We start from the raw sequence: 17,429 nt of genomic DNA, 5'->3' as shown, positions 1-17,429 counted from the left end.
CCCCGGAGCGTCATCAAATAGTCATCCTTCTGTCGTGAAATAACGGACCGGTAGCGCCTCTTTTAACCAAGAGCACGCCCGGTCCTTTTTTTTCGCCAGAGATCGCCATGACCACAACCGAACAGCTGAGTGCCTTGAGTTCAATCCTGGCTCAAAGCGGTTTGCACAGCCTGTTCCAACCCATCATCAGCCTCTCCGAGCGACGCATCCTGGGCTACGAAGCCCTGAGCCGCGGCCCCTCCAATAGTCCGTTGCACTCTCCTGTCGCCCTGTTCGCCGTCGCCCGCCAGGCGGGTCGCCTCAGCGAACTGGAAATCGCCTGCCGACAGAGCGCGTGCCGGCGCTTCAACGAACAACAGCTACCCGGCAAACTGTTCCTCAACGTCTCCCCGGAATCCTTGCTCGAAGCCGCCCACCAGCCCGGTCGCACCTTGCAGTTGCTGCAGGATTTCGGCATTAAACCGAACCAGGTGGTCATCGAACTCACCGAGCAGACCCCCACCGACGACTTCCAGCTGCTGCACACCGCCCTGCATCATTACCGGGCCATGGGGTTTTCCATTGCGCTGGACGATCTGGGCGCGGGTTACTCCAGCTTGCGCCTGTGGTCCGAACTACGTCCCGACTACGTGAAGATCGACCGACATTTCATCGACGGCATTCACCTGGATGCCCTCAAGCGCGAGTTCGTTGGCTCGATCCTGCAAATTGCCAACGCCTCGCGGGCACAGGTGATCGCCGAAGGCATCGAATTGCCGGAAGAACTGGCGGTACTGACCGAAATGGGCGTCGACCTGGTCCAGGGCTATCTTCTCTGCCGGCCACAGGAACATCCACCGCGCGATGCCCGCACCTTGATGCCCAGGCGCGACAGCAGCGCCGTGGCGCTGGGCGAAGACGGCAGCGACCTGAGTGCCCTGCTCAACGACCAGCCCGCGGTGGCCCGCCACACCCCGACCGCCACCGTGCTCGAAGCCTTCCGTCGCCAGGCCAACCTGAACTCGCTGGCGGTGCTGGATGAACAAGGCCAGCCTTGCGGTATCGTCCATCGCCATTCGCTTTCGGATGCCCTGCTCAAGCCGTTTGCCACCGACCTGTTCGCCCGCAAACCGATCAGCCGCCTGATGAGCGACGACTTCCTCGCCGTCGAGCTGGGCCAGTCGCTGCAGCAAGTCAGCCGGTTGATCACCAGCCGCGCCCGGCAACGCATCGAAGAAGACTTCATCATCACCCTCGATGGTAATTACCTGGGCCTGGGCCGGGTGATCGACGTGCTCAAGCTGATCACCGAACTGAAAATCCAGCAAGCGCGCTACGCCAACCCCCTGACCCTGCTGCCGGGCAACGTACCCATCCAGCAATGCCTGACCCGCCTGCTGCAACAGCAACGCGAATCGCTGATCTGCTACGTGGACATCGACAGCTTCAAACCCTTCAACGACATCTACGGCTACGGCCGTGGCGATGAAGTGCTGTTGTGCCTGGCGCAATGCCTGAATGATCGCATCGATCCGTCCCGAGATTTCGTCGGCCACATTGGCGGCGATGACTTCCTGCTGGTGCTGGGCCCGGACGACTGGCGCAAGCGCTTGAACCAACTGCTGGAGGACTTCCAGGGTCAGTGCCGACGTTTCTACCGCAGCGAACACCTGGAAGCCGGCTGCTTCATCGCCCCCAACCGCCAGGGCACGCGCCAGGAATTCCCATTGTTGTCACTGTCGGTCGGCGTGGTGCATCTACACCCACAGGCCTGCGCACATCTCGATGCCAGCCGGTTGGCGGAAATGGCCTCGCAGGCCAAGCATCACGCCAAGGATGTGCCGGGGTATAGCGTGCATGTGATGGATAGCCTGGAGGGGACGGGGCGAGGGAGTGAATGGTTGATGGCGCCATCGCACTCCACTTGACCAGCCGTCTGCAGTTGGCCTGACCACGAGTTCAGCGGATTTACCAGCATGCTTGGTCACCATGACCTGCGCAGGCTGCTCATTGCTTCAGTGCTCAGACTGCCAGGTCACCCGATCAACCAGCGGTGACAGTCATGCCACCGTCGGCCATGACCACGGAACCGACGATGAAGCTCGCGCGGTCCGAGGCGAGAAATGCCACCACTTCGGCGATTTCCTCAGGCTGCGCGGCACGGCCAATGGGAGCGGCTTCGCCATGCCGGGCCAGGAAGCCGGGACCGTCGTCAACCACGTCGTTGAGGATGTTGGTCACCACGTCGCCGACGCCGATGGCATTGACTCGAATGCCATGCTCGATTACCTCGAGCGCCAGCGTGCGGGTCAACTGGGCCAGTGCGCCTTTTGATGCGGTGTAAGCGGCAATGGTTGGGAATGCGAAATAGGCTGCGTAAGAGGCAATGTTGACTATCGCTCCCGATTTATTGGGCATCATCGCCTTGACCGCTTCGCGGCAATGCAGGAAGGCCGCGGTTGCGTTGACCGCCTGGATGCGCTCCCAGTCTTCGCGGGTCATGTCGATGACCAACTTGTTGATGATGATCCCGGCGTTGTTGACCAGAATGTCCAGCCGACCGAACGTCTCGACGGCCAATCCGACTGCGCGCTCGGCGACGCCGTCTTCGGTGATATCGGCCACCAGTGGCACTAACCCGGGGCGGGCGAGTTCTTCGACGCTGGGATTGCGGTCTTCAGCGATGACCTTGGCGCCGCGCGCATGCAGCAACAGTGCGATAGCCTTGCCGATGCCACTGGCAGCGCCGGTGACCAGCGCGACTTTGCCTTCGACTTCGTTGGGGATGCTGTGGTTGATCTCAGTCATGGTGCTCTCCTGCATTGCAAGCCACCGAGATATTCAGCGGCTCAGCGCCCGTGAGGCGCTGTCGTTATCGACGGCTTCACTGTCTCGCAATGGGCTGGATTGAGCTTTCGCAGGCTTGCCGAAGCTGTCGGAGTTTTGCGCTAACGTTAATACCGCCCCCAGCTTTTTCGATGGAGCCGCCAGTGCATCCGCACGACTATGAAGACCTGACGCCGCTCGATGCACAGCGCATCACGGCCGAATCGATGCCACGCCATCTGCCGGGAACACCGCAGGTGGTGCCGCGGCTCCCGCAGATGCCGGATGTGGTGGTGCAGTTGTTCAGCCATCAGAGCACCGTCGAGCCGATCCTGGTGCCTGCCGTGGTGGAGCCTCTGCTGGTATTGGTCCTGGCTGGAACGGCCAGGGTCGAAGAACGCTCCCTCGGTGGCGCATGGACAGCCGTCCAGGTGCAGGCTGGCGACTTCTTTCTCACCAATACAAGCGAGCCTTACGAGATGCGCTGGCAGACAATCGGGGGTGACACCTTCGAAGTGATGCATCTCTACCTCGGCCTTCCACTGATCGACCAGGCTGCCCGTGATCTTCTGGGCGAGCACACTGCTTCGGTGACTTTCCTCGATGTCTCCGGTGCCCGGGATGAGCGCGTGAATTTCATGCTTGATCAGTTGCGCCTGGAGTTGATCGAGGAACCTGAGCCCAGCCTGTTGCTCGTACACAGCCTGGCTCAGGCGCTGACCGTTCACCTGATACGCCGTTATCTCGATCTGCACAGCGCTCCCCGACGCAGTAATGCACTACAGGCTTACAAGTTGCGACGCGTCATCGATGCGATGAACGAGCATCTGGCCGATGAATTCCGCCTTGCGCACTTGGCTGATATCGCCGAACTGAGCGAGTATCACTTCAGTCGGATGTTCAAACGCGCCACCGGGCTGGCGCCATCGCAGTACTTCATCCGTCTGCGCATGAGTCGCGCCCGCCATCTGCTGCTTGAGACCGATCGCAGCATTATTGATGTTGGATTGGAAGTGGGTTATTCCAGCCCCAGCCATTTCTCCCAGGTTTTTCGTCGTGAGGTGGGTGTCACGCCCAGCGCTTTCCGCCAAGCGTGACATGCCCTACAAGTTCGCGATTAGTGGATCGTGAGGTTTGCCGCCAGAAAATCCATGAAGACTCTGACGCGTGTGGGCAACTTTCCTCCCTGCCCTACGTAAACCGCATGCACTTCAGTTTTCGCAATGGGCATGAAGTCCTGTAATACCGGGAGAAGCCGGCCATCCGCAAGATCGTGCTCGACCTGGCAAAATCCTACGCGCGCAAGGCCGAGCCCGAGGATTGCAAGTTCCCGTACTCCATTGCCGTCACTGACCCGTGCATTGCCGGTCACGGATACCGGAACAGGTAGGCCGTCATCGCCCATGAAGTTCCACTCCATCATGGGTTGGCCAAAAGTGAACCCCAGACAGTTGTGGTCTACGAGATCGGCCGGAGTTTTTGGTAGGCCGCGTGCTGCCAGATAGTCCGGTGATGCCACGATGAGAGTTCGCGTCTCGCCCAAGCGCCTGGCCACCAGATTGGAGCTTTTGAGCGGGCCGCTGCGGATGGCCACGTCAGCGCGTGCGCTGATCAGGTCGACGACTTCGTCGCTGAGGAAAACCTCCACTGATACCCCTGGGTGGTCTCGCAAGAAAGTCTTCAACAGGGGCAGCAGGTACAAACGCCCGATGTCGACATTGCAGTTGACCCGCACTGTTCCCTGAGGTGCGCTGCTTGCCGCCGCCTCCTGCTCCGCCTCATCGAGCGCGGCCAGGATAGTCAGGCTGCGCTCATAGAACGCGGCCCCTTCAGGGGTGAGCAACTGCCGTCTTGTCGAGCGATTGAGCAGACGCGTCCCCAAGCGGTTTTCCAGCCTTGAAACCAGCTTACTGACCGCTGATGGGGTCATCGCACAGTGCCTGGCGGCAGCCGTGTAGCCGCCATCTTCAACGACCCTGACGAACACGTTCATTTCGGCGAAGCAGTTTATGTCCAACCGTCTCATATGAATTCACGTCACAAGTTGTATGCCCCAGAACCGGCTATATCTGCCGCGCTCCCGCTCATACTCTAATCCAGAGCCTGAAAGGCGCAGGTGAAATTCAGCAAATGACGTGCCACCACTTGGATACCAAGTCTGGAGGATGAGATGAATAACGAGATGAAACTGGTCCTGATTCACAGTGGTGAAGATGAAGAAGGACTACAGCCTGCGCTGGTGAACTGGGTTGCCGATGTTCTAGCGCAACGTGCGGAGTTCGAACCCTGGTGGGTAGAACCCGCCCACCTCATGGCCAGGTCTGACAATGCAGTCGTTCAGGAAAGTCTTCGTCATTTGGCCGACGCTGATGCGTTCCTGATCATTACATCGGAACACCGCAATGTGCATCACTGCGAGCTGAAAGCATTCATTGAACGGGTTTCGGATCGTTGGCACGCAAGGCCGGTGGCATTCATCGGCTACGGCGCAGCGTCGGGTGGACTGTGTGCGATTGATCAGCTTCGCCAGATACTGGCCGGACAGCACGCAGTACCCATCTGCAATTTCGTGTCCTTCCCTGATCCTTGGGCGCTAATCGATGGGGATGGAGTGTTACGTCAGCCTGATCAAGCCAGGCTTCCAATGGCTCGAATGCTGGTACAGCTGAACTGGTGGGCGAGAGCCCTGAAGGCTGCGCGGCAACAGATGCCCTATGCACTGGTGAGCTGAACCTTAGTGCAAAAGCTTCACCGCAGAAATAGGCAAAAGGTACGCAGTATTTGACTAACGGAAACGTGTTGTCCGTCCCTAACCTTGTTTCCAGACCCGCTTCCTGGGCGAACAGAAGAGGAAACCGATCATGTTGAACATCAAGGACAAAGTCATCGCAATTACCGGTGCAAGCAGCGGTATCGGAGAGGCTGCCGCGCGACTGCTGGCTAGCCAAGGCGCGAAAGTAGTACTCGGCGCGCGTCGTACCGACCGACTTGAAAAGATTGCTGGCGATATCAACGCCTGCGGCGGCAGGGCTGAATTCCGTGCCCTGGACGTCACAGACAGAAAGGATGTCCAGGACTTCATTGACTTCGCCGTTACCTGTTTCGATCGGGTCGATGTGCTGGTCAATAACGCGGGTGTGATGCCTCTTTCCAAACTCGAGGCACTCAAGGTGGATGAGTGGGACCGTATGATTGACGTGAATATTCGCGGAGTGCTGCACGGTATCGCTGCCACGCTACCGCTGATGCAGCGCCAACGGACGGGGCAGATCATCAATATTGCCTCTATTGGTGCCTACGCAGTGAGCCCGACCGCGGCCGTTTATTGCGCCACCAAGTACGCCGTCCGGGCCATTTCCGAAGGTTTGCGACAAGAGGTGGGCGGCAATATTCGGGTTACCGTCATCGCCCCGGGCGTCACTGAATCAGAGCTGGCCGAAAGCATCTCTGATGAAGGGGGGCGCGCAGAGATGAAAGAGTTTCGCAAGATCGCGATTTCGGCCGACGCCATAGCGAGAGCAATTACCTATGCCATTGAACAACCTGCGGACGTGGATGTAAGCGAGCTGATCGTTCGGCCGACGGCGAGCCCATTCTGACGAGGCAGGCAATTGCCAGGTGGCCAGCGTATTGGCCACGGCCTCGCAGAACGAGGTCGTTCAACCGATTGAATTCATCAGGGTTGATGTTGAAATGGTTTCCTTGGCTAATCGGCCAGGGATCATCTGCACCCCAGACGCTGTCTTAACAGCGGGCAGGCCCAAGGGGAAACCATGACCACGCAAAAAATCACCATCAAAGACCTGCAGTTGAACGTTTCCATCCGCGGCCAAGGCTCACCGCTGCTCTTGCTCAACGGCCTGGGCGGTTTGATCCGTACTTTCGACCCCTTGCGCGATGAACTGGCGGACTACAGGACCATAACGCTGGACGTGCCCGGGGTCGGCAAATCGCAAATGCCGCGCTGGCCAATGCGTCTGCCGCGCCATGCCGACCTGATCGCCGAGCTGCTCAAGCAATTGGGCATCGACCAGGTCGATGTGTTCGGCGTAAGTTGGGGCGGTGCATTGGCGCAGGAATTCGCCCTGCGTTACCCGGGGATGGTGCGCCGGTTGATCCTGGCGGCGACATCGGCTGGCCCGGCAATGCTGGTGAAGCCCGCCGACATCCTGGACTTTTTTGCCAGCAGCAAAAGCCCCAGGCAACACACGCAAAAAGGCTCGCGCAATTCACTGCAGACACTGCTGCGCTTCGGTGTGACGAAGGGCATGCTCACGGCCAACCCGCGAACCTATTACCACCAGCTCACCGCCCTGGTCGGCTGGACCAGCCTGTTGCGGCTGTTCCGCCTGCGACAGCGCACGCTGATTCTCACCGGCGAACGCGACACCCTGGTGCGGCTGTACAACGCGCACATCCTGCGCCGCACCATTCGCCGAGCCGAACTGCGCACCCTGCAGGGCGAGGGGCATTTTTTCGTGGTGACCAGCGCCAGGCGAACCGCCGAAGCGATACGCGAATTCCTCTGCCGGCAGCACGACGATGAAGAGCCGGTGCCAATGATGGGTGACGCCCGCGTTGACGTCGATGTACTTGGCTCTAATCCAGGATGAACAGGTCCCCTTCCACATCCGTATCGCCGTGTTTACGACTCTGCGCCGCAGAGTCGTAGACGATCATCAGAACCTCCCCAGGCTGCCCGCCCGATTCAAACAGACACATGCCTTCAGCGTGATCGTTGCCTTGCCCGAAAGGCACCTCCAGCACCTTCTCCAATTGATCGGCGAAAACCACGTTTTGCTCGTCAGACGCGAAACCGCCGCCCCAGCGCAAGACCGTTACCGGACCGTCCAGCTCCATCGTGGGGCCCGCCAGGATCAGCAGATCGTCACCGCGGGTGCACAGGTCACGCAAGCCCAGGCCATTGAGCGCGAAGAAGTGCTTGCGGTAGCGGCACCCATCCGGACCGATCTTCTTTAGCACCAGGGTGTCAGACGAAGCGTCGTTCAGCTCGGGTTCGATCTCCAACAACACGGCCCAGCCGCGTAGCACCGGCCCACGCAGCCCCAGCAGGAGACGCGAGCCGATCATCACCATCCCTTCGATATCGAAGCCGTTGTCCTTACCCGGGATACGCAGGAAGTCGCGTAGCTGAGGATCTTCAGCAATAGCCGCGGTCAGGTCGTTACCGACTTCGTTGCCCCGCAGCTGCGCCGCTGTACGTCCATCGGCATCCACTTTCCTGGCGAGTACATAGCTGTCGTCCTGCTGCACGACAGGGATGCGGGCCAGCAGAAAACGATTGCCATGCGCCTCTACCGTCGACAGGCGCTTGATATTCTTCTGTGCAGAAGTGCCGGCCTTGCACTTCTTGCGCTTCAGGCTATGAGAGCCCACCACCCAGAGGTAACCACTGTCAGGAACATAGGCCAAGCCCTCGATATCGATCTCGGCGTCTTGTTTCGGTAGGGGCAGATCCAGATAGTCCAGGAGCGGAAACGAATGGTGCTCGTCGCACCTTACAACACCGTCGGGCGCAGCATCCTGGATTTTCAGGCGTTCCAGGCTCGTGGTTTCGTCGTTCGCAACCCAGAGTGTGTCGTCAATCTGCTGAACGACAGAAAGGCCATCGCGCAACGACGCAAGCTCCGGATCAAAGCTCAACAGCGCAAAATTGCTTCGGCGGCTCATGAGCGGTCTCCTGTCTTTATGGCGCGGCGGCCGGTTATTTAGAACCGGATTCTGCGCGTGTTCTTCATCCAGTGCATGCACTCGTCCCTTCCGACCTGAACGCTGGTGTTGGCCTGGGTCCCTTCTCTGCAGCGACTGCGCACCGCGGATTAGTTCCATCCAAAACAAAAATAGCCGACGAACGGTAAAACACGTAGGCACAAAGCCTGCACCAAACACCTTGACGAGCATTTGACGTCAATCTACCGCCATACGGATTTTCCTAATCAGCAGGCCCAATTGATACAGCTCAATAGCGTCGGTTCGAGTGCAACTGTGGCCGCAACATTCCCCCGCATACAGGATTATTGACATGATCGATCTCGCCACCTGGAATTTAAGCATCCCTGAAGGCAGCCCACCGGTCACAATAGAAACACCTCGATTGGCGCAAGGCTTCAAGGACCAGTATTTCAGCTCCGAAGCCGCTACGCTTTCCTTCTGGGCACCTGTGACCGGTTCCAGGACGGCCAACGCTATTTATCCGCGCAGCGAGTTGCGGGAAACCTATAGTGATGGAACGCTGCGCAACTGGCAGTACTCAGCGGCGGATAACATCCTGCGGGCGAGCCTGACAGTCAATCAGGTCCCCAGCACCGGCAAGATCGTGATTGGACAGATTCACAACAAGGACAGCAACAAACCCATGGTGAAGCTGGAATACCAATACAAAACGTCGGCTTCGACGGGGAACATTGTCGCCAAGGTACGCATGCACCCCGACGATGAAGAGGGCCGGGTCATTAACATTGCGACGGGTGTGCCACTCGACCGCGACTTTTCCTACCAGATCCACCTCAGCCCGAAGGGCGCACTGGGCATCAGCGCAGCAGGAAACAACTGGAGAACCACCATCGACCCGAGCTGGAAGACTAAACCACTCTATTTCAAAGCAGGGGCGTATGTGCAGGACAACACCGGCTATCCCACCGAGGGCGCAAGAGTGACGTTCAGGATGCTGGAGATCCAACACAACATTAAGTCGCCTCTCTAGGTCACTATCGTTGGCATGCCGATCCGAAGGGTGAAGACTCAAGTGGACTTCCCCGTCGATCGGCTACCAAGTGATCGCTGTCTGAAACTCAACAACGCGGGCGGCAGGTGCCCTTGTTTGCTTATCGAAGAATAAACGAATTACTGAGAAGACCCGCCAGCCGCCAACTCTTTGAGTTTGATCTCGGCCAATGGATGTCCGGCCTTGGCCGCCATTGCCCAGAACCGCGCCGCTTCCGCCGGATCCGGCGCCTTGCTCGGGCTGCCAGCCAGGCTGATCACACCCACTTGGTAGGCGGCTTTGCCATCACCGGCCAGTGCCGCCAGGCGCAACAGCCGAATACCCTCTTCCCGCGCGCCCAGCCCGACACCACGAAAGGTCAGGATGTGCCCATAGAAACTCTGCGCGCCGACATCGCCCAGGTTGGCCATGCGTGCGAATTGACCCTCCATCCAGCGCCAGCCGCGAGGCTGGCGCACGAACCATGGCCAGTGAAACAACCGGCGGGCCAGCCAGTAGCCGGCCCGCGCCTTGAGCTTCAGGAACACTCAGGCTTCCGCCGATTCGGGGTACTCGTATTCGAATACGCGAACCACTTCCGAGGCATGCCATGAGGCAGCGGCGACGCCGTCGGACGGGCCGGTGAAGCGCCCCAAGCGCTCGACGCATTCGAAGAATCCGGTACGCGGCAAGCGGCTGGCACCCTGGCTGATCACCAGGGAACTGCGCAGCGGCTGTTCGGCCTTGGCATCCAGTGCGGCCAGATGTTCAAGTGCGGCGGTCAGGGTTTGCATGGCGGGCGTAGGAAGCTGCAATCGCTCCAGCAATGCCCGGTAGGTCAGGAGGTGACGCTGTCGGCGCGCCTGATCCAGCTCGCCCAGCAATCCATCCCAGTGTTGACGACTGATGCGTACGCTCACGATTCATCCCTCCACCCTGGCACCGTCAACTCCCAGGCCAGGCTGCGGCGAATCGCGGCGTCGGGCAGACGCTCGCCACTTTCGATCATGGCCAGGTAAGACGGGCTGATGCCTACCGTGCGGGCGAGCGCCTCGATGGCGATGCCCTTCCCTTCGCGCAAACTGCGTAATTGATCCAGACCCGGAAGAATGGTGTCTGGCGTTGTCGCGAGCGGCGTCGGGGCCGCACGTGACGGTGCTTCGTTGATGCCTGCTGCTTTCAGTAGAGCCTGATACTGAGCCCACGGCAGAACCGCGTATTCGGGCTCGCCTTCGCGTGTAATTATCTGAATATCCATGATTACCCCGTAGGACAACAACACTTAGCGAGTCGGCACTTTTCCCTAGAAGTGTAATCCTAACAGCGGCCAAGGTCGCGGGGGCTATCTATATGAAGCACAGACGGGATCGAATCAGGTTTTTTTCGGTTTCTGCAGCTTGAGTTGTTCAGGGGTGTCGGGCAATCGCTCGACCACCGCGAGCTTTTCCGGGACCTGGCGTTTGCGCCAGGCGCGGAAGGCGTTGAGTTCATCGTCGAGAACTTTCATCAGCCAGGCCAACACGGCGATGTCATCGATCATGCCGAACAGCGGCAGAAAATCCGGAATGGCATCGACCGGACTGAGGAAATACATCAGGCCGGCGACCACCGATATCAGCGCCTTGGGACTGATGGCCCGGTATTCGCCACGCCAGTACGCCAGGCACAACGCCTGTAACAGGCGCAGATCATCCTTGAGCTTGCCCAACCGGTTACCCTGGCTGGCACTTTTGCTGGCCACCGCAAACAGTAAGGTCGGCAAGCGCCCACGGGCGAGCAGGCGTCCGGCCAAGGGCAGGAAACGAGCAAAATTCCAGGGTGCTTTCATGATGCCTCCGGCAGAAATGTTATCCACACAAATTGTGGATAACCTTGTGAACAGAGCCACTTTTCATGGCTGAAAGGCCCGCTGCATAAGGGCTGCACTTAGATCGGGCGTTTTTTACCCATCTAAAAAAACCTAATATTTCATTGACTTGGAGGTCTGCCGAAGGTTAGGCACGGCCCCCACACTGACTATGACTTCAGTGTACGGCAACTGTTCGCTTTGTTTACCTGTGCACAGGTTCGTGCAATCAACGCCAGATGCAACAACGCCCCGCATTAGCGAGGCGTTGTCGTTAAAGCAGACGCGAATTACTTGGCAGCGTCTTCTTTTGCTGGATCTTTGATTCCCAGCAGTTCCAGGTCGAACACCAGCACCGAGTTGGCCGGGATCGCCGGGCTTGGGCTTTGCGCGCCGTAAGCCAATTCGCTAGGAATGTACAGTTTGTACTTCTCGCCTACGTGCATCAGTTGCAGGCCTTCGACCCAACCCGGGATCACACCGCTAACCGGCAAATCGATCGGGCTGCCGCGCTCGACGGAGCTGTCGAAAACGGTGCCATTGGTCAGCTTGCCGGTGTAGTGGACGGTCACTACGTCAGTCGGCTTTGGCTGGGCGCCATCGGCTTTCTTTTCCACTTCATATTGCAGGCCCGAAGCGGTAGTCACGACGCCAGCTTTCTTGGCGTTTTCTTCGAGGAATTTCTTGCCGGCAGCTGCCGACTCTTCACTCATCTTGGCCATACGCTCTTCAGCACGCTTTTGCAGCGCGGCGAAGGCTTCTACCAATTCTTCATCCTTGAGTTTCTGTTCTTTCTTGCCGACCGCATCTTCAATGCCCTGGGCAACGGCTTTGGAGTCCAGATCATCCATGCCTTCCTGAGCCAGGCTCTTGCCCATGTTCAGGCCAATTCCGTAGGAAGCTTTTTGCGCCGGGGTTTTCAGCTCTACGCTGGTTTGCGAATCGCAACCCGCAAGTACCAGGCTAACCAGGGCCACCGCCGCCGCCAACCGATGCTGTTTCATGCTATTTCCTTGTTCATGCGCCTAAAGGGCAATCGAGTAAAGTCGCGAGCTTATCAGGCGGCCACGACCAATGGCTACCGGCATGAGAGCCACAAACTGGCGATAAGTTCAGGTGTTTAAACGCATTTCACCATGCTGATGATGAAACTTCCGTCATCTTGCACTCAGGGAGGCTGAACATCTGGCGTAATGGCCCCTTGCCGCATCCCTGGCCCTAAGGCATAACGGTAGCAATAATAGACAAGGATGGTCCACGTGCGCCTTTTGCTCCGCTTACTGGCTCTTTTTGTTGCTTTGGTGGTCCTCGCCCTGGCCGTGGTCCTGTACTACGTCGCCAACCCGAAACTGCCGCGCCACGCGGCCGCGCAACAGGTGCATTACCTGGAGCAATGGAACGCCGAAGACCGCCAGCGTTACTATTTCACGCCCCAGGGCACTCAGGTAAAGGGCTTGCACTACGACTGGTTCACCGCCCTGGAACTGCCCTTTTCGCAACAACGATTCGCCGCGCCGGAGTACCTCGCGCGCTTCGGTTTCCTGATCGACCCCGAGCAGAAACCCACGCCGAACAACCCCGGCAACCTGCCCGTGGGCTTCGCACGGCATCAGAATCCCGGCAGCGCGGATACATTTCTGGATATTACCTGCGCCGCCTGTCACACCGGTGAACTGCGCTTGAACGGGCAAGCCGTGCGCATTGACGGCGGCTCTGCGCAGCATGTGTTGCCCTCCAGCGTACCCACCTTGCAGGGTGGCAGCTTTGGCCAGGCGCTGGTCGCGAGCCTGGCTTCCACTTACTACAACCCCTGGAAGTTCGAACGTTTCGCCCGCAACGTCCTTGGACCGGACTACGAGGCCGGGCACCAGGCACTGCGCGAGGCATTCAAGGGTTCCCTGGATACTTTCCTGAAGGTGGCCTGGAACGATACTCACCGCGGGCTCTACCCCACCGAAGAAGGTCCCGGGCGTACCGACGCGTTCGGGCGCATTGCCAACGCCAGCTTCGGCGACGCAATTTCCCCCGCCAATTACCGCGTGGCCAATGCCCCCGTCGACTACCCACAGTTGTGGGACATGTGGACCTTCGACTGGGTGCAGTGGAATGGCTCGGCGCAGCAGCCCATGGCGCGCAATATCGGTGAAGCCCTGGGAGTAGGCGCTACGCTGAGCTTTTTCGATGCCGAAGGGCAGCCCCTCAAGGACGACAATCGATACCCGTCCAGCGTCCGGGTGCGGGATCTGCACCTGATCGAACAAACCTTGCAACGACTCAAGCCGCCGGCCTGGCCGGAAGAATGGTTGGGCGCGGTGGACAAGCCGCTGGCCGCCAAAGGTCGCGCGTTGTTCGCAGAGAACTGCGCCGGTTGCCACGTACCGCGCGTCAGCATCAGCGAAGGGCGCCCGGTGCAACAGTTGAAAATGCTGCCCGTGGAGGTAATCGGCACCGACCCGGGCGCCGCCAACAATATCGCCGATCACCGCTTCGACCTGACGGCCTTGCAGTGGGACCCGGCCGAGTTGGCGCGCCTGGACGTACAACTGCATCCAGCCCCCACCGAACCTCTGGACCTGAGCCAGCTGTCGGTGGCCAAGGGGCTGGCGTATGTCACGGCATTCGTCGGCAACCGCGCCTATCGCGAGGCCGCCGTCACGCCGGCCGAGCGCGCGGACATGGATGGCTTCGGCCTGCCGATCGGCGTCCAGGAACTGCGCGCCTACAAGGCCCGGCCCCTGCCGGGTGTATGGGCGACGCCGCCGTTCCTGCACAACGGTTCGGTGCCGAGCATTTATCAATTGCTTTCGCCCCAGGACGAACGCGCCACCACCTTCTACAAAGGCACCTTCGAGTACGACCCGCGGCATTTGGGCTATCGCACCGAAGCCTTTAGCAATGGCTTTGTGTTCGACACGCGCATAACCGGCAATCACAACAGCGGGCACGAGTTCCGCGCCGGCAAGCGTGGCAACGGCGTGATCGGACGCTTGCTGCAACCCGAAGAGCGCTGGGCGTTGTTGGAGTATTTGAAAGTGCTGGGCGGCCCTCTGGAGGCGCAACTGCCATGAAACGACTCTGGATGCGCCTGGGCGCCTTTCTCGGCAAGGCCCTGCTCTGTTTGCTGGTCCTGGGGTTACTCGGCTGGGCATTGGCCACGGCATGGTTCGCCTGGCAGCACCGTGGACCGGTATCTACGCAAGAGCTGATCCCCAACGGTGAAGCCGCAATGACCCAGGACATCATCCAGACGGCGGTGCGTATCGTCGACCAGCACCGTGAAAGCACACGCTACCTGCGCGATGCCCACGCCAAGGCTCACGGCTGCTTTAAGGCCGAAGTGCAGGTGTTATCGGAACTGGCGGCAGAACTGCGTCAGGGTGTGTTCAGCGAGCCAGGCAAAACCTGGCAGGCGACCCTGCGCCTGTCCAACGGCAACGCCTACCCTCAATTCGACAGCATCCGCGATGCCCGGGGCATGGCGATCAAGCTGCACGATGTGCCCGGCAAACAGCTGCTTGACGATCAACCGGGTCGAGGTGAACAGGACTTCGTGATGTTCAGCCATCCGAACTTCTTTGTCAGCGATGTCGCCGAGTATCGTCAGAATGTGGCTGCCCAGGCGGATGGCAAAAAGTTGCTGGCGTTCTTTCCGGGCTGGGACCCGCGCACCTGGCAGGTCCGCCATCTGTTTATCGCACTGGCGACACTCTCCCCCGCCCCGGAAAGCCCGACGCGCACCACTTACTTTTCGGTTTCGCCCTACAAGTTCGGTGAGGCCAATGCCAAGTTTCGGGTCGTGCCGGATCCTGGTAGCTGCCCGGCCTACACCTTGCCCGCGCAGAACCGTGAGTTACCGAATTTTCTGCGAAATGCGCTGTACCAGCAGTTATCGACCGATCGGATGCCCGCGTGTTTTGTCTTGCAGATACAGCGGCAGGACCCCGGCAAGTACATGCCGATCGAGGACACCAGTATTGAATGGCAAGAGAACGATGCGCCCTTCGAGACGGTGGCGCGGATCACCCTGCCCGCCCAGGATTTCGACACCCCGGCACTGAACCTGCAATGCGATAACCAGTCGTTCAACCCTTGGTTCGGGCTTGAGGCGCACCGCCCCATCGGCGGGATCAACCGACTGCGCAAAGCGGTTTATGAAGCGGTCAGCGACTATCGACACGCTCGTAATCAAGCTATGTAGGAGTAGGAGCGAGCACGCTCGCGAAAAACTGGAGGGCACCACGGGGTGTCAGGTATCCCGCGTCATCGTTAACGTCCATCGCGAGCATGCTCGCTCCTACAAGGGAAGAAAACCCAAACGCCAGACAGCAAAAAGCCCGCATTAAGCGGGCTTTCTGTGGTGACCTGGCGTTCAGTGTTCCAGGTTACCGAATATGGCGCAGCGGACGGGACTCGAACCCGCGACCCCCGGCGTGACAGGCCGGTATTCTAACCGACTGAACTACCGCTGCGCGAAACGCTTGAAACGAATGGTGGGTGATGACGGGATCGAACCGCCGACATTCTGCTTGTAAGGCAGACGCTCTCCCAGCTGAGCTAATCACCCTTCGCTTCGTTACGGGACGCATTATGCCACAGTTTTTCATAAAGTGTTGATTTATTTGAAGTTTTTTCAAAAAAATCTGAAAACCGGTGAAACGACACATCCCGCGGGTACAACGTACAAACTTGAGGCAGAAAAAAACCCGCCTTGGCGGGTTTTTCCATGGTGACCTGGCGTTCAGTGGTCCAGGTTACCGAATATGGCGCAGCGGACGGGACTCGAACCCGCGACCCCCGGCGTGACAGGCCGGTATTCTAACCGACTGAACTACCGCTGCGCTAAACACTTGAAACGAATGGTGGGTGATGACGGGATCGAACCGCCGACATTCTGCTTGTAAGGCAGACGCTCTCCCAGCTGAGCTAATCACCCTTCGCTTCGGTGTGGCGCGCATTCTACGGAGCGCCCCTACCTCTGGCAAGCACTTTTTTAATTAATTTTCTGATGCCTTCCAAAGGCTTAGAGAAGGGTTGGCCTATGGCACTCGGAGGACAATAATGCCCGCCTTTGTATATAAGGAGAGACTCACCCCATGTGGTTCAAAAACCTGCTTATCTATCGCCTGACCCAAGATCTGCCTGTTGATGCCGAGGCGTTGGAGACTGCACTGGCCACCAAGCTGGCGCGTCCATGTGCAAGCCAGGAGTTGACCACCTACGGTTTCGTCGCACCGTTCGGCAAGGGCGAAGATGCCCCGCTGGTGCACGTCAGCGGTGATTTCCTGCTGATCAGCGCGCGCAAGGAAGAGCGCATTCTGCCGGGCAGCGTCGTGCGTGATGCAGTGAAGGAAAAGGTCGAAGAGATCGAGGCCGAGCAAATGCGCAAGGTCTATAAAAAGGAACGCGACCAGATCAAGGATGAAATCATCCAGGCCTTCCTGCCGCGCGCCTTTATCCGTCGCTCCTCGACGTTCGCCGCCATCGCGCCGAAACAGGGCCTGATCCTGGTTAACTCGGCCAGCCCGAAGCGCGCCGAGGACCTGCTGTCCACCCTGCGGGAAGTGATCGGCACACTGCCGGTGCGCCCACTGACTGTGAAAATGTCCCCGACAGCGACCATGACCGAGTGGGTCACCACCCAGAAAGCCGCAGACGACTTCTTTGTGCTGGACGAGTGCGAACTGCGCGACACCCACGAAGACGGCGGCATCGTGCGTTGCAAGCGTCAGGACCTGACGAGCGAAGAAATCCAGCTACACCTGAGCACCGGCAAGGTGGTCACTCAATTGTCGCTGGCCTGGCAGGACAAGCTGTCCTTCGTCCTCGACGACAAGATGGTGGTCAAGCGCCTGAAGTTCGAAGACCTGCTGCAAGACCAGGCGGAACAGGACGGTGGCGATGAAGCCCTCGGCCAACTGGATGCCAGCTTCACCCTGATGATGCTGACGTTCGGTGATTTCCTGCCGGCGCTGGTCGAGGCGTTGGGTGGGGAAGAGACTCCGCAAGGCATCTGATTATCGAAATCGGCGGCGCCTGCAAAAAGATCGCAGCCTG

17 protein-coding genes and 4 tRNA genes are annotated in these 17,429 nt (G+C 59.2%); 9 read left to right on the top strand and 12 right to left on the bottom strand.

Annotation, left to right across the window (positions count from 1 at the left end; all coding sequences use genetic code 11):
- Positions 1 to 107: 107 nt before the first annotated feature.
- Complete coding sequence (locus PG5_RS08985) at positions 108 to 1,907, top strand: bifunctional diguanylate cyclase/phosphodiesterase (protein ID WP_020796788.1); 1,800 nt, start codon at positions 108 to 110, stop codon at positions 1,905 to 1,907.
- A gap of 115 nt (positions 1,908 to 2,022) precedes the next feature.
- Here PG5_RS08985 and PG5_RS08980 read toward each other — a convergent pair whose 3' ends face one another.
- Positions 2,023 to 2,787 (bottom strand): SDR family NAD(P)-dependent oxidoreductase, encoded by a 765-nt coding sequence (locus PG5_RS08980; protein WP_020796787.1) that lies wholly within the window; start codon positions 2,785 to 2,787, stop codon positions 2,023 to 2,025.
- Between the two features lie 170 nt (positions 2,788 to 2,957).
- On the opposite strand from PG5_RS08980, the gene PG5_RS08975 reads away from it, so the two are divergent.
- The gene (locus PG5_RS08975) at positions 2,958 to 3,902 is read left to right on the top strand and encodes an AraC family transcriptional regulator (protein ID WP_050511618.1); all 945 of its coding nucleotides are present in this window, start codon (positions 2,958 to 2,960) and stop codon (positions 3,900 to 3,902) included.
- A gap of 20 nt (positions 3,903 to 3,922) precedes the next feature.
- Here the strand turns inward: PG5_RS08975 and PG5_RS08970 are convergent, their stop codons facing one another.
- The gene (locus PG5_RS08970) at positions 3,923 to 4,831 is read right to left on the bottom strand and encodes a LysR family transcriptional regulator (RefSeq protein WP_033043076.1); all 909 of its coding nucleotides are present in this window, start codon (positions 4,829 to 4,831) and stop codon (positions 3,923 to 3,925) included.
- Positions 4,832 to 4,975: 144 nt separating this feature from the next.
- On the opposite strand from PG5_RS08970, the gene PG5_RS08965 reads away from it, so the two are divergent.
- From PG5_RS08965 to PG5_RS08955, 3 genes are all read left to right on the top strand, one after another.
- Positions 4,976 to 5,536 (top strand): NADPH-dependent FMN reductase, encoded by a 561-nt coding sequence (locus PG5_RS08965; protein WP_020796784.1) that lies wholly within the window; start codon positions 4,976 to 4,978, stop codon positions 5,534 to 5,536.
- Between the two features lie 130 nt (positions 5,537 to 5,666).
- Entirely contained in the window at positions 5,667 to 6,404 is a 738-nt protein-coding gene (locus tag PG5_RS08960; protein ID WP_020796783.1) for an SDR family oxidoreductase, read from the top strand.
- Positions 6,405 to 6,578: 174 nt separating this feature from the next.
- Positions 6,579 to 7,418, top strand: coding sequence for an alpha/beta fold hydrolase (locus PG5_RS08955; protein ID WP_020796782.1), 840 nt, complete (start codon positions 6,579 to 6,581; stop codon positions 7,416 to 7,418).
- On the opposite strand, the gene PG5_RS08950 is transcribed toward PG5_RS08955, so the two are convergent.
- A complete protein-coding gene (locus PG5_RS08950; RefSeq protein WP_020796781.1) occupies positions 7,405 to 8,496 on the bottom strand; it encodes a DUF3616 domain-containing protein in 1,092 nt (363 codons plus the stop codon). The two genes, PG5_RS08955 and PG5_RS08950, sit on opposite strands and share 14 nt — an antisense overlap.
- A gap of 352 nt (positions 8,497 to 8,848) precedes the next feature.
- On the opposite strand from PG5_RS08950, the gene PG5_RS08945 reads away from it, so the two are divergent.
- Complete coding sequence (locus PG5_RS08945) at positions 8,849 to 9,529, top strand: polysaccharide lyase family 7 protein (RefSeq protein ID WP_020796780.1); 681 nt, start codon at positions 8,849 to 8,851, stop codon at positions 9,527 to 9,529.
- A gap of 140 nt (positions 9,530 to 9,669) precedes the next feature.
- Here the strand turns inward: PG5_RS08945 and PG5_RS08940 are convergent, their stop codons facing one another.
- The 5 genes from PG5_RS08940 to PG5_RS08920 all read right to left on the bottom strand — a co-directional run bounded on the left by PG5_RS08940 (position 9,670) and on the right by PG5_RS08920 (position 12,379).
- Positions 9,670 to 10,077: a hypothetical protein gene (locus tag PG5_RS08940; RefSeq protein ID WP_020796779.1), complete on the bottom strand. Its 408-nt coding sequence runs from the start codon at positions 10,075 to 10,077 to the stop codon at positions 9,670 to 9,672.
- Positions 10,078 to 10,449: a hypothetical protein gene (locus PG5_RS08935; RefSeq protein ID WP_020796778.1), complete on the bottom strand. Its 372-nt coding sequence runs from the start codon at positions 10,447 to 10,449 to the stop codon at positions 10,078 to 10,080.
- Positions 10,446 to 10,787, bottom strand: a complete 342-nt coding sequence (locus PG5_RS08930) for a helix-turn-helix transcriptional regulator (RefSeq protein WP_033043089.1) — start codon at positions 10,785 to 10,787, stop codon at positions 10,446 to 10,448. Before PG5_RS08930 ends, PG5_RS08935 begins: the two co-directional genes overlap by 4 nt.
- A 114-nt stretch (positions 10,788 to 10,901) precedes the next feature.
- On the bottom strand, positions 10,902 to 11,357 hold the full coding sequence (locus PG5_RS08925) for a YkvA family protein (protein WP_020796776.1): 456 nt from the start codon (positions 11,355 to 11,357) through the stop codon (positions 10,902 to 10,904).
- Between the two features lie 308 nt (positions 11,358 to 11,665).
- Complete coding sequence (locus PG5_RS08920) at positions 11,666 to 12,379, bottom strand: FKBP-type peptidyl-prolyl cis-trans isomerase (RefSeq protein WP_020796775.1); 714 nt, start codon at positions 12,377 to 12,379, stop codon at positions 11,666 to 11,668.
- Positions 12,380 to 12,634: 255 nt separating this feature from the next.
- On the opposite strand from PG5_RS08920, the gene PG5_RS08915 reads away from it, so the two are divergent.
- Positions 12,635 to 14,443, top strand: coding sequence for a di-heme-cytochrome C peroxidase (locus PG5_RS08915; protein WP_020796774.1), 1,809 nt, complete (start codon positions 12,635 to 12,637; stop codon positions 14,441 to 14,443).
- On the top strand, positions 14,440 to 15,573 hold the full coding sequence (locus tag PG5_RS08910; protein WP_020796773.1) for a catalase family protein: 1,134 nt from the start codon (positions 14,440 to 14,442) through the stop codon (positions 15,571 to 15,573). The genes PG5_RS08915 and PG5_RS08910 overlap by 4 nt, the downstream gene beginning before the upstream one ends.
- A gap of 194 nt (positions 15,574 to 15,767) precedes the next feature.
- Here the strand turns inward: PG5_RS08910 and PG5_RS08905 are convergent.
- The 4 genes from PG5_RS08905 to PG5_RS08890 form a co-directional block, all read right to left on the bottom strand.
- Positions 15,768 to 15,844 (bottom strand) — tRNA-Asp (locus PG5_RS08905).
- Between the two features lie 19 nt (positions 15,845 to 15,863).
- Positions 15,864 to 15,939: transfer RNA gene (locus PG5_RS08900), tRNA-Val, on the bottom strand.
- A 197-nt stretch (positions 15,940 to 16,136) separates the two neighbouring features.
- Positions 16,137 to 16,213, bottom strand: a tRNA-Asp gene (locus PG5_RS08895).
- A gap of 19 nt (positions 16,214 to 16,232) precedes the next feature.
- A tRNA-Val gene (locus PG5_RS08890) sits at positions 16,233 to 16,308 on the bottom strand.
- Between the two features lie 160 nt (positions 16,309 to 16,468).
- Here PG5_RS08890 and rdgC point away from each other — a divergent pair.
- Complete coding sequence (rdgC, locus tag PG5_RS08885; RefSeq protein WP_008060875.1) at positions 16,469 to 17,389, top strand: recombination-associated protein RdgC; 921 nt, start codon at positions 16,469 to 16,471, stop codon at positions 17,387 to 17,389.
- The last annotated feature ends 40 nt before the right edge of the window (positions 17,390 to 17,429 follow it).

The sequence above is a fragment of the Pseudomonas sp. G5(2012) genome, from assembly GCF_000408945.1.
Taxonomy (GTDB): Bacteria; Pseudomonadota; Gammaproteobacteria; order Pseudomonadales; family Pseudomonadaceae; genus Aquipseudomonas; species Aquipseudomonas umsongensis.
The sequence above is the reverse complement of the archived record's forward strand: the minus strand, read 5'-3'. Positions and strand labels throughout refer to the sequence as shown.

What these genes read in the sequence shown, in the direction of transcription:
- PG5_RS08985 (WP_020796788.1), top strand. Translation starts at nt 108, where the DNA reads ATGACCACAACCGAACAGCTGAGTGCCTTGAGTTCAATCCTGGCTCAA.
- PG5_RS08980 (WP_020796787.1), bottom strand. Translation starts at nt 2,787, where the DNA reads ATGACTGAGATCAACCACAGCATCCCCAACGAAGTCGAAGGCAAAGTC.
- PG5_RS08975 (WP_050511618.1), top strand. Translation starts at nt 2,958, where the DNA reads ATGGAGCCGCCAGTGCATCCGCACGACTATGAAGACCTGACGCCGCTC.
- PG5_RS08970 (WP_033043076.1), bottom strand. Translation starts at nt 4,831, where the DNA reads ATGAGACGGTTGGACATAAACTGCTTCGCCGAAATGAACGTGTTCGTC.
- PG5_RS08965 (WP_020796784.1), top strand. Translation starts at nt 4,976, where the DNA reads ATGAATAACGAGATGAAACTGGTCCTGATTCACAGTGGTGAAGATGAA.
- PG5_RS08960 (WP_020796783.1), top strand. Translation starts at nt 5,667, where the DNA reads ATGTTGAACATCAAGGACAAAGTCATCGCAATTACCGGTGCAAGCAGC.
- PG5_RS08955 (WP_020796782.1), top strand. Translation starts at nt 6,579, where the DNA reads ATGACCACGCAAAAAATCACCATCAAAGACCTGCAGTTGAACGTTTCC.
- PG5_RS08950 (WP_020796781.1), bottom strand. Translation starts at nt 8,496, where the DNA reads ATGAGCCGCCGAAGCAATTTTGCGCTGTTGAGCTTTGATCCGGAGCTT.
- PG5_RS08945 (WP_020796780.1), top strand. Translation starts at nt 8,849, where the DNA reads ATGATCGATCTCGCCACCTGGAATTTAAGCATCCCTGAAGGCAGCCCA.
- PG5_RS08930 (WP_033043089.1), bottom strand. Translation starts at nt 10,787, where the DNA reads ATGGATATTCAGATAATTACACGCGAAGGCGAGCCCGAATACGCGGTT.
- PG5_RS08925 (WP_020796776.1), bottom strand. Translation starts at nt 11,357, where the DNA reads ATGAAAGCACCCTGGAATTTTGCTCGTTTCCTGCCCTTGGCCGGACGC.
- PG5_RS08920 (WP_020796775.1), bottom strand. Translation starts at nt 12,379, where the DNA reads ATGAAACAGCATCGGTTGGCGGCGGCGGTGGCCCTGGTTAGCCTGGTA.
- PG5_RS08910 (WP_020796773.1), top strand. Translation starts at nt 14,440, where the DNA reads ATGAAACGACTCTGGATGCGCCTGGGCGCCTTTCTCGGCAAGGCCCTG.
- rdgC (WP_008060875.1), top strand. Translation starts at nt 16,469, where the DNA reads ATGTGGTTCAAAAACCTGCTTATCTATCGCCTGACCCAAGATCTGCCT.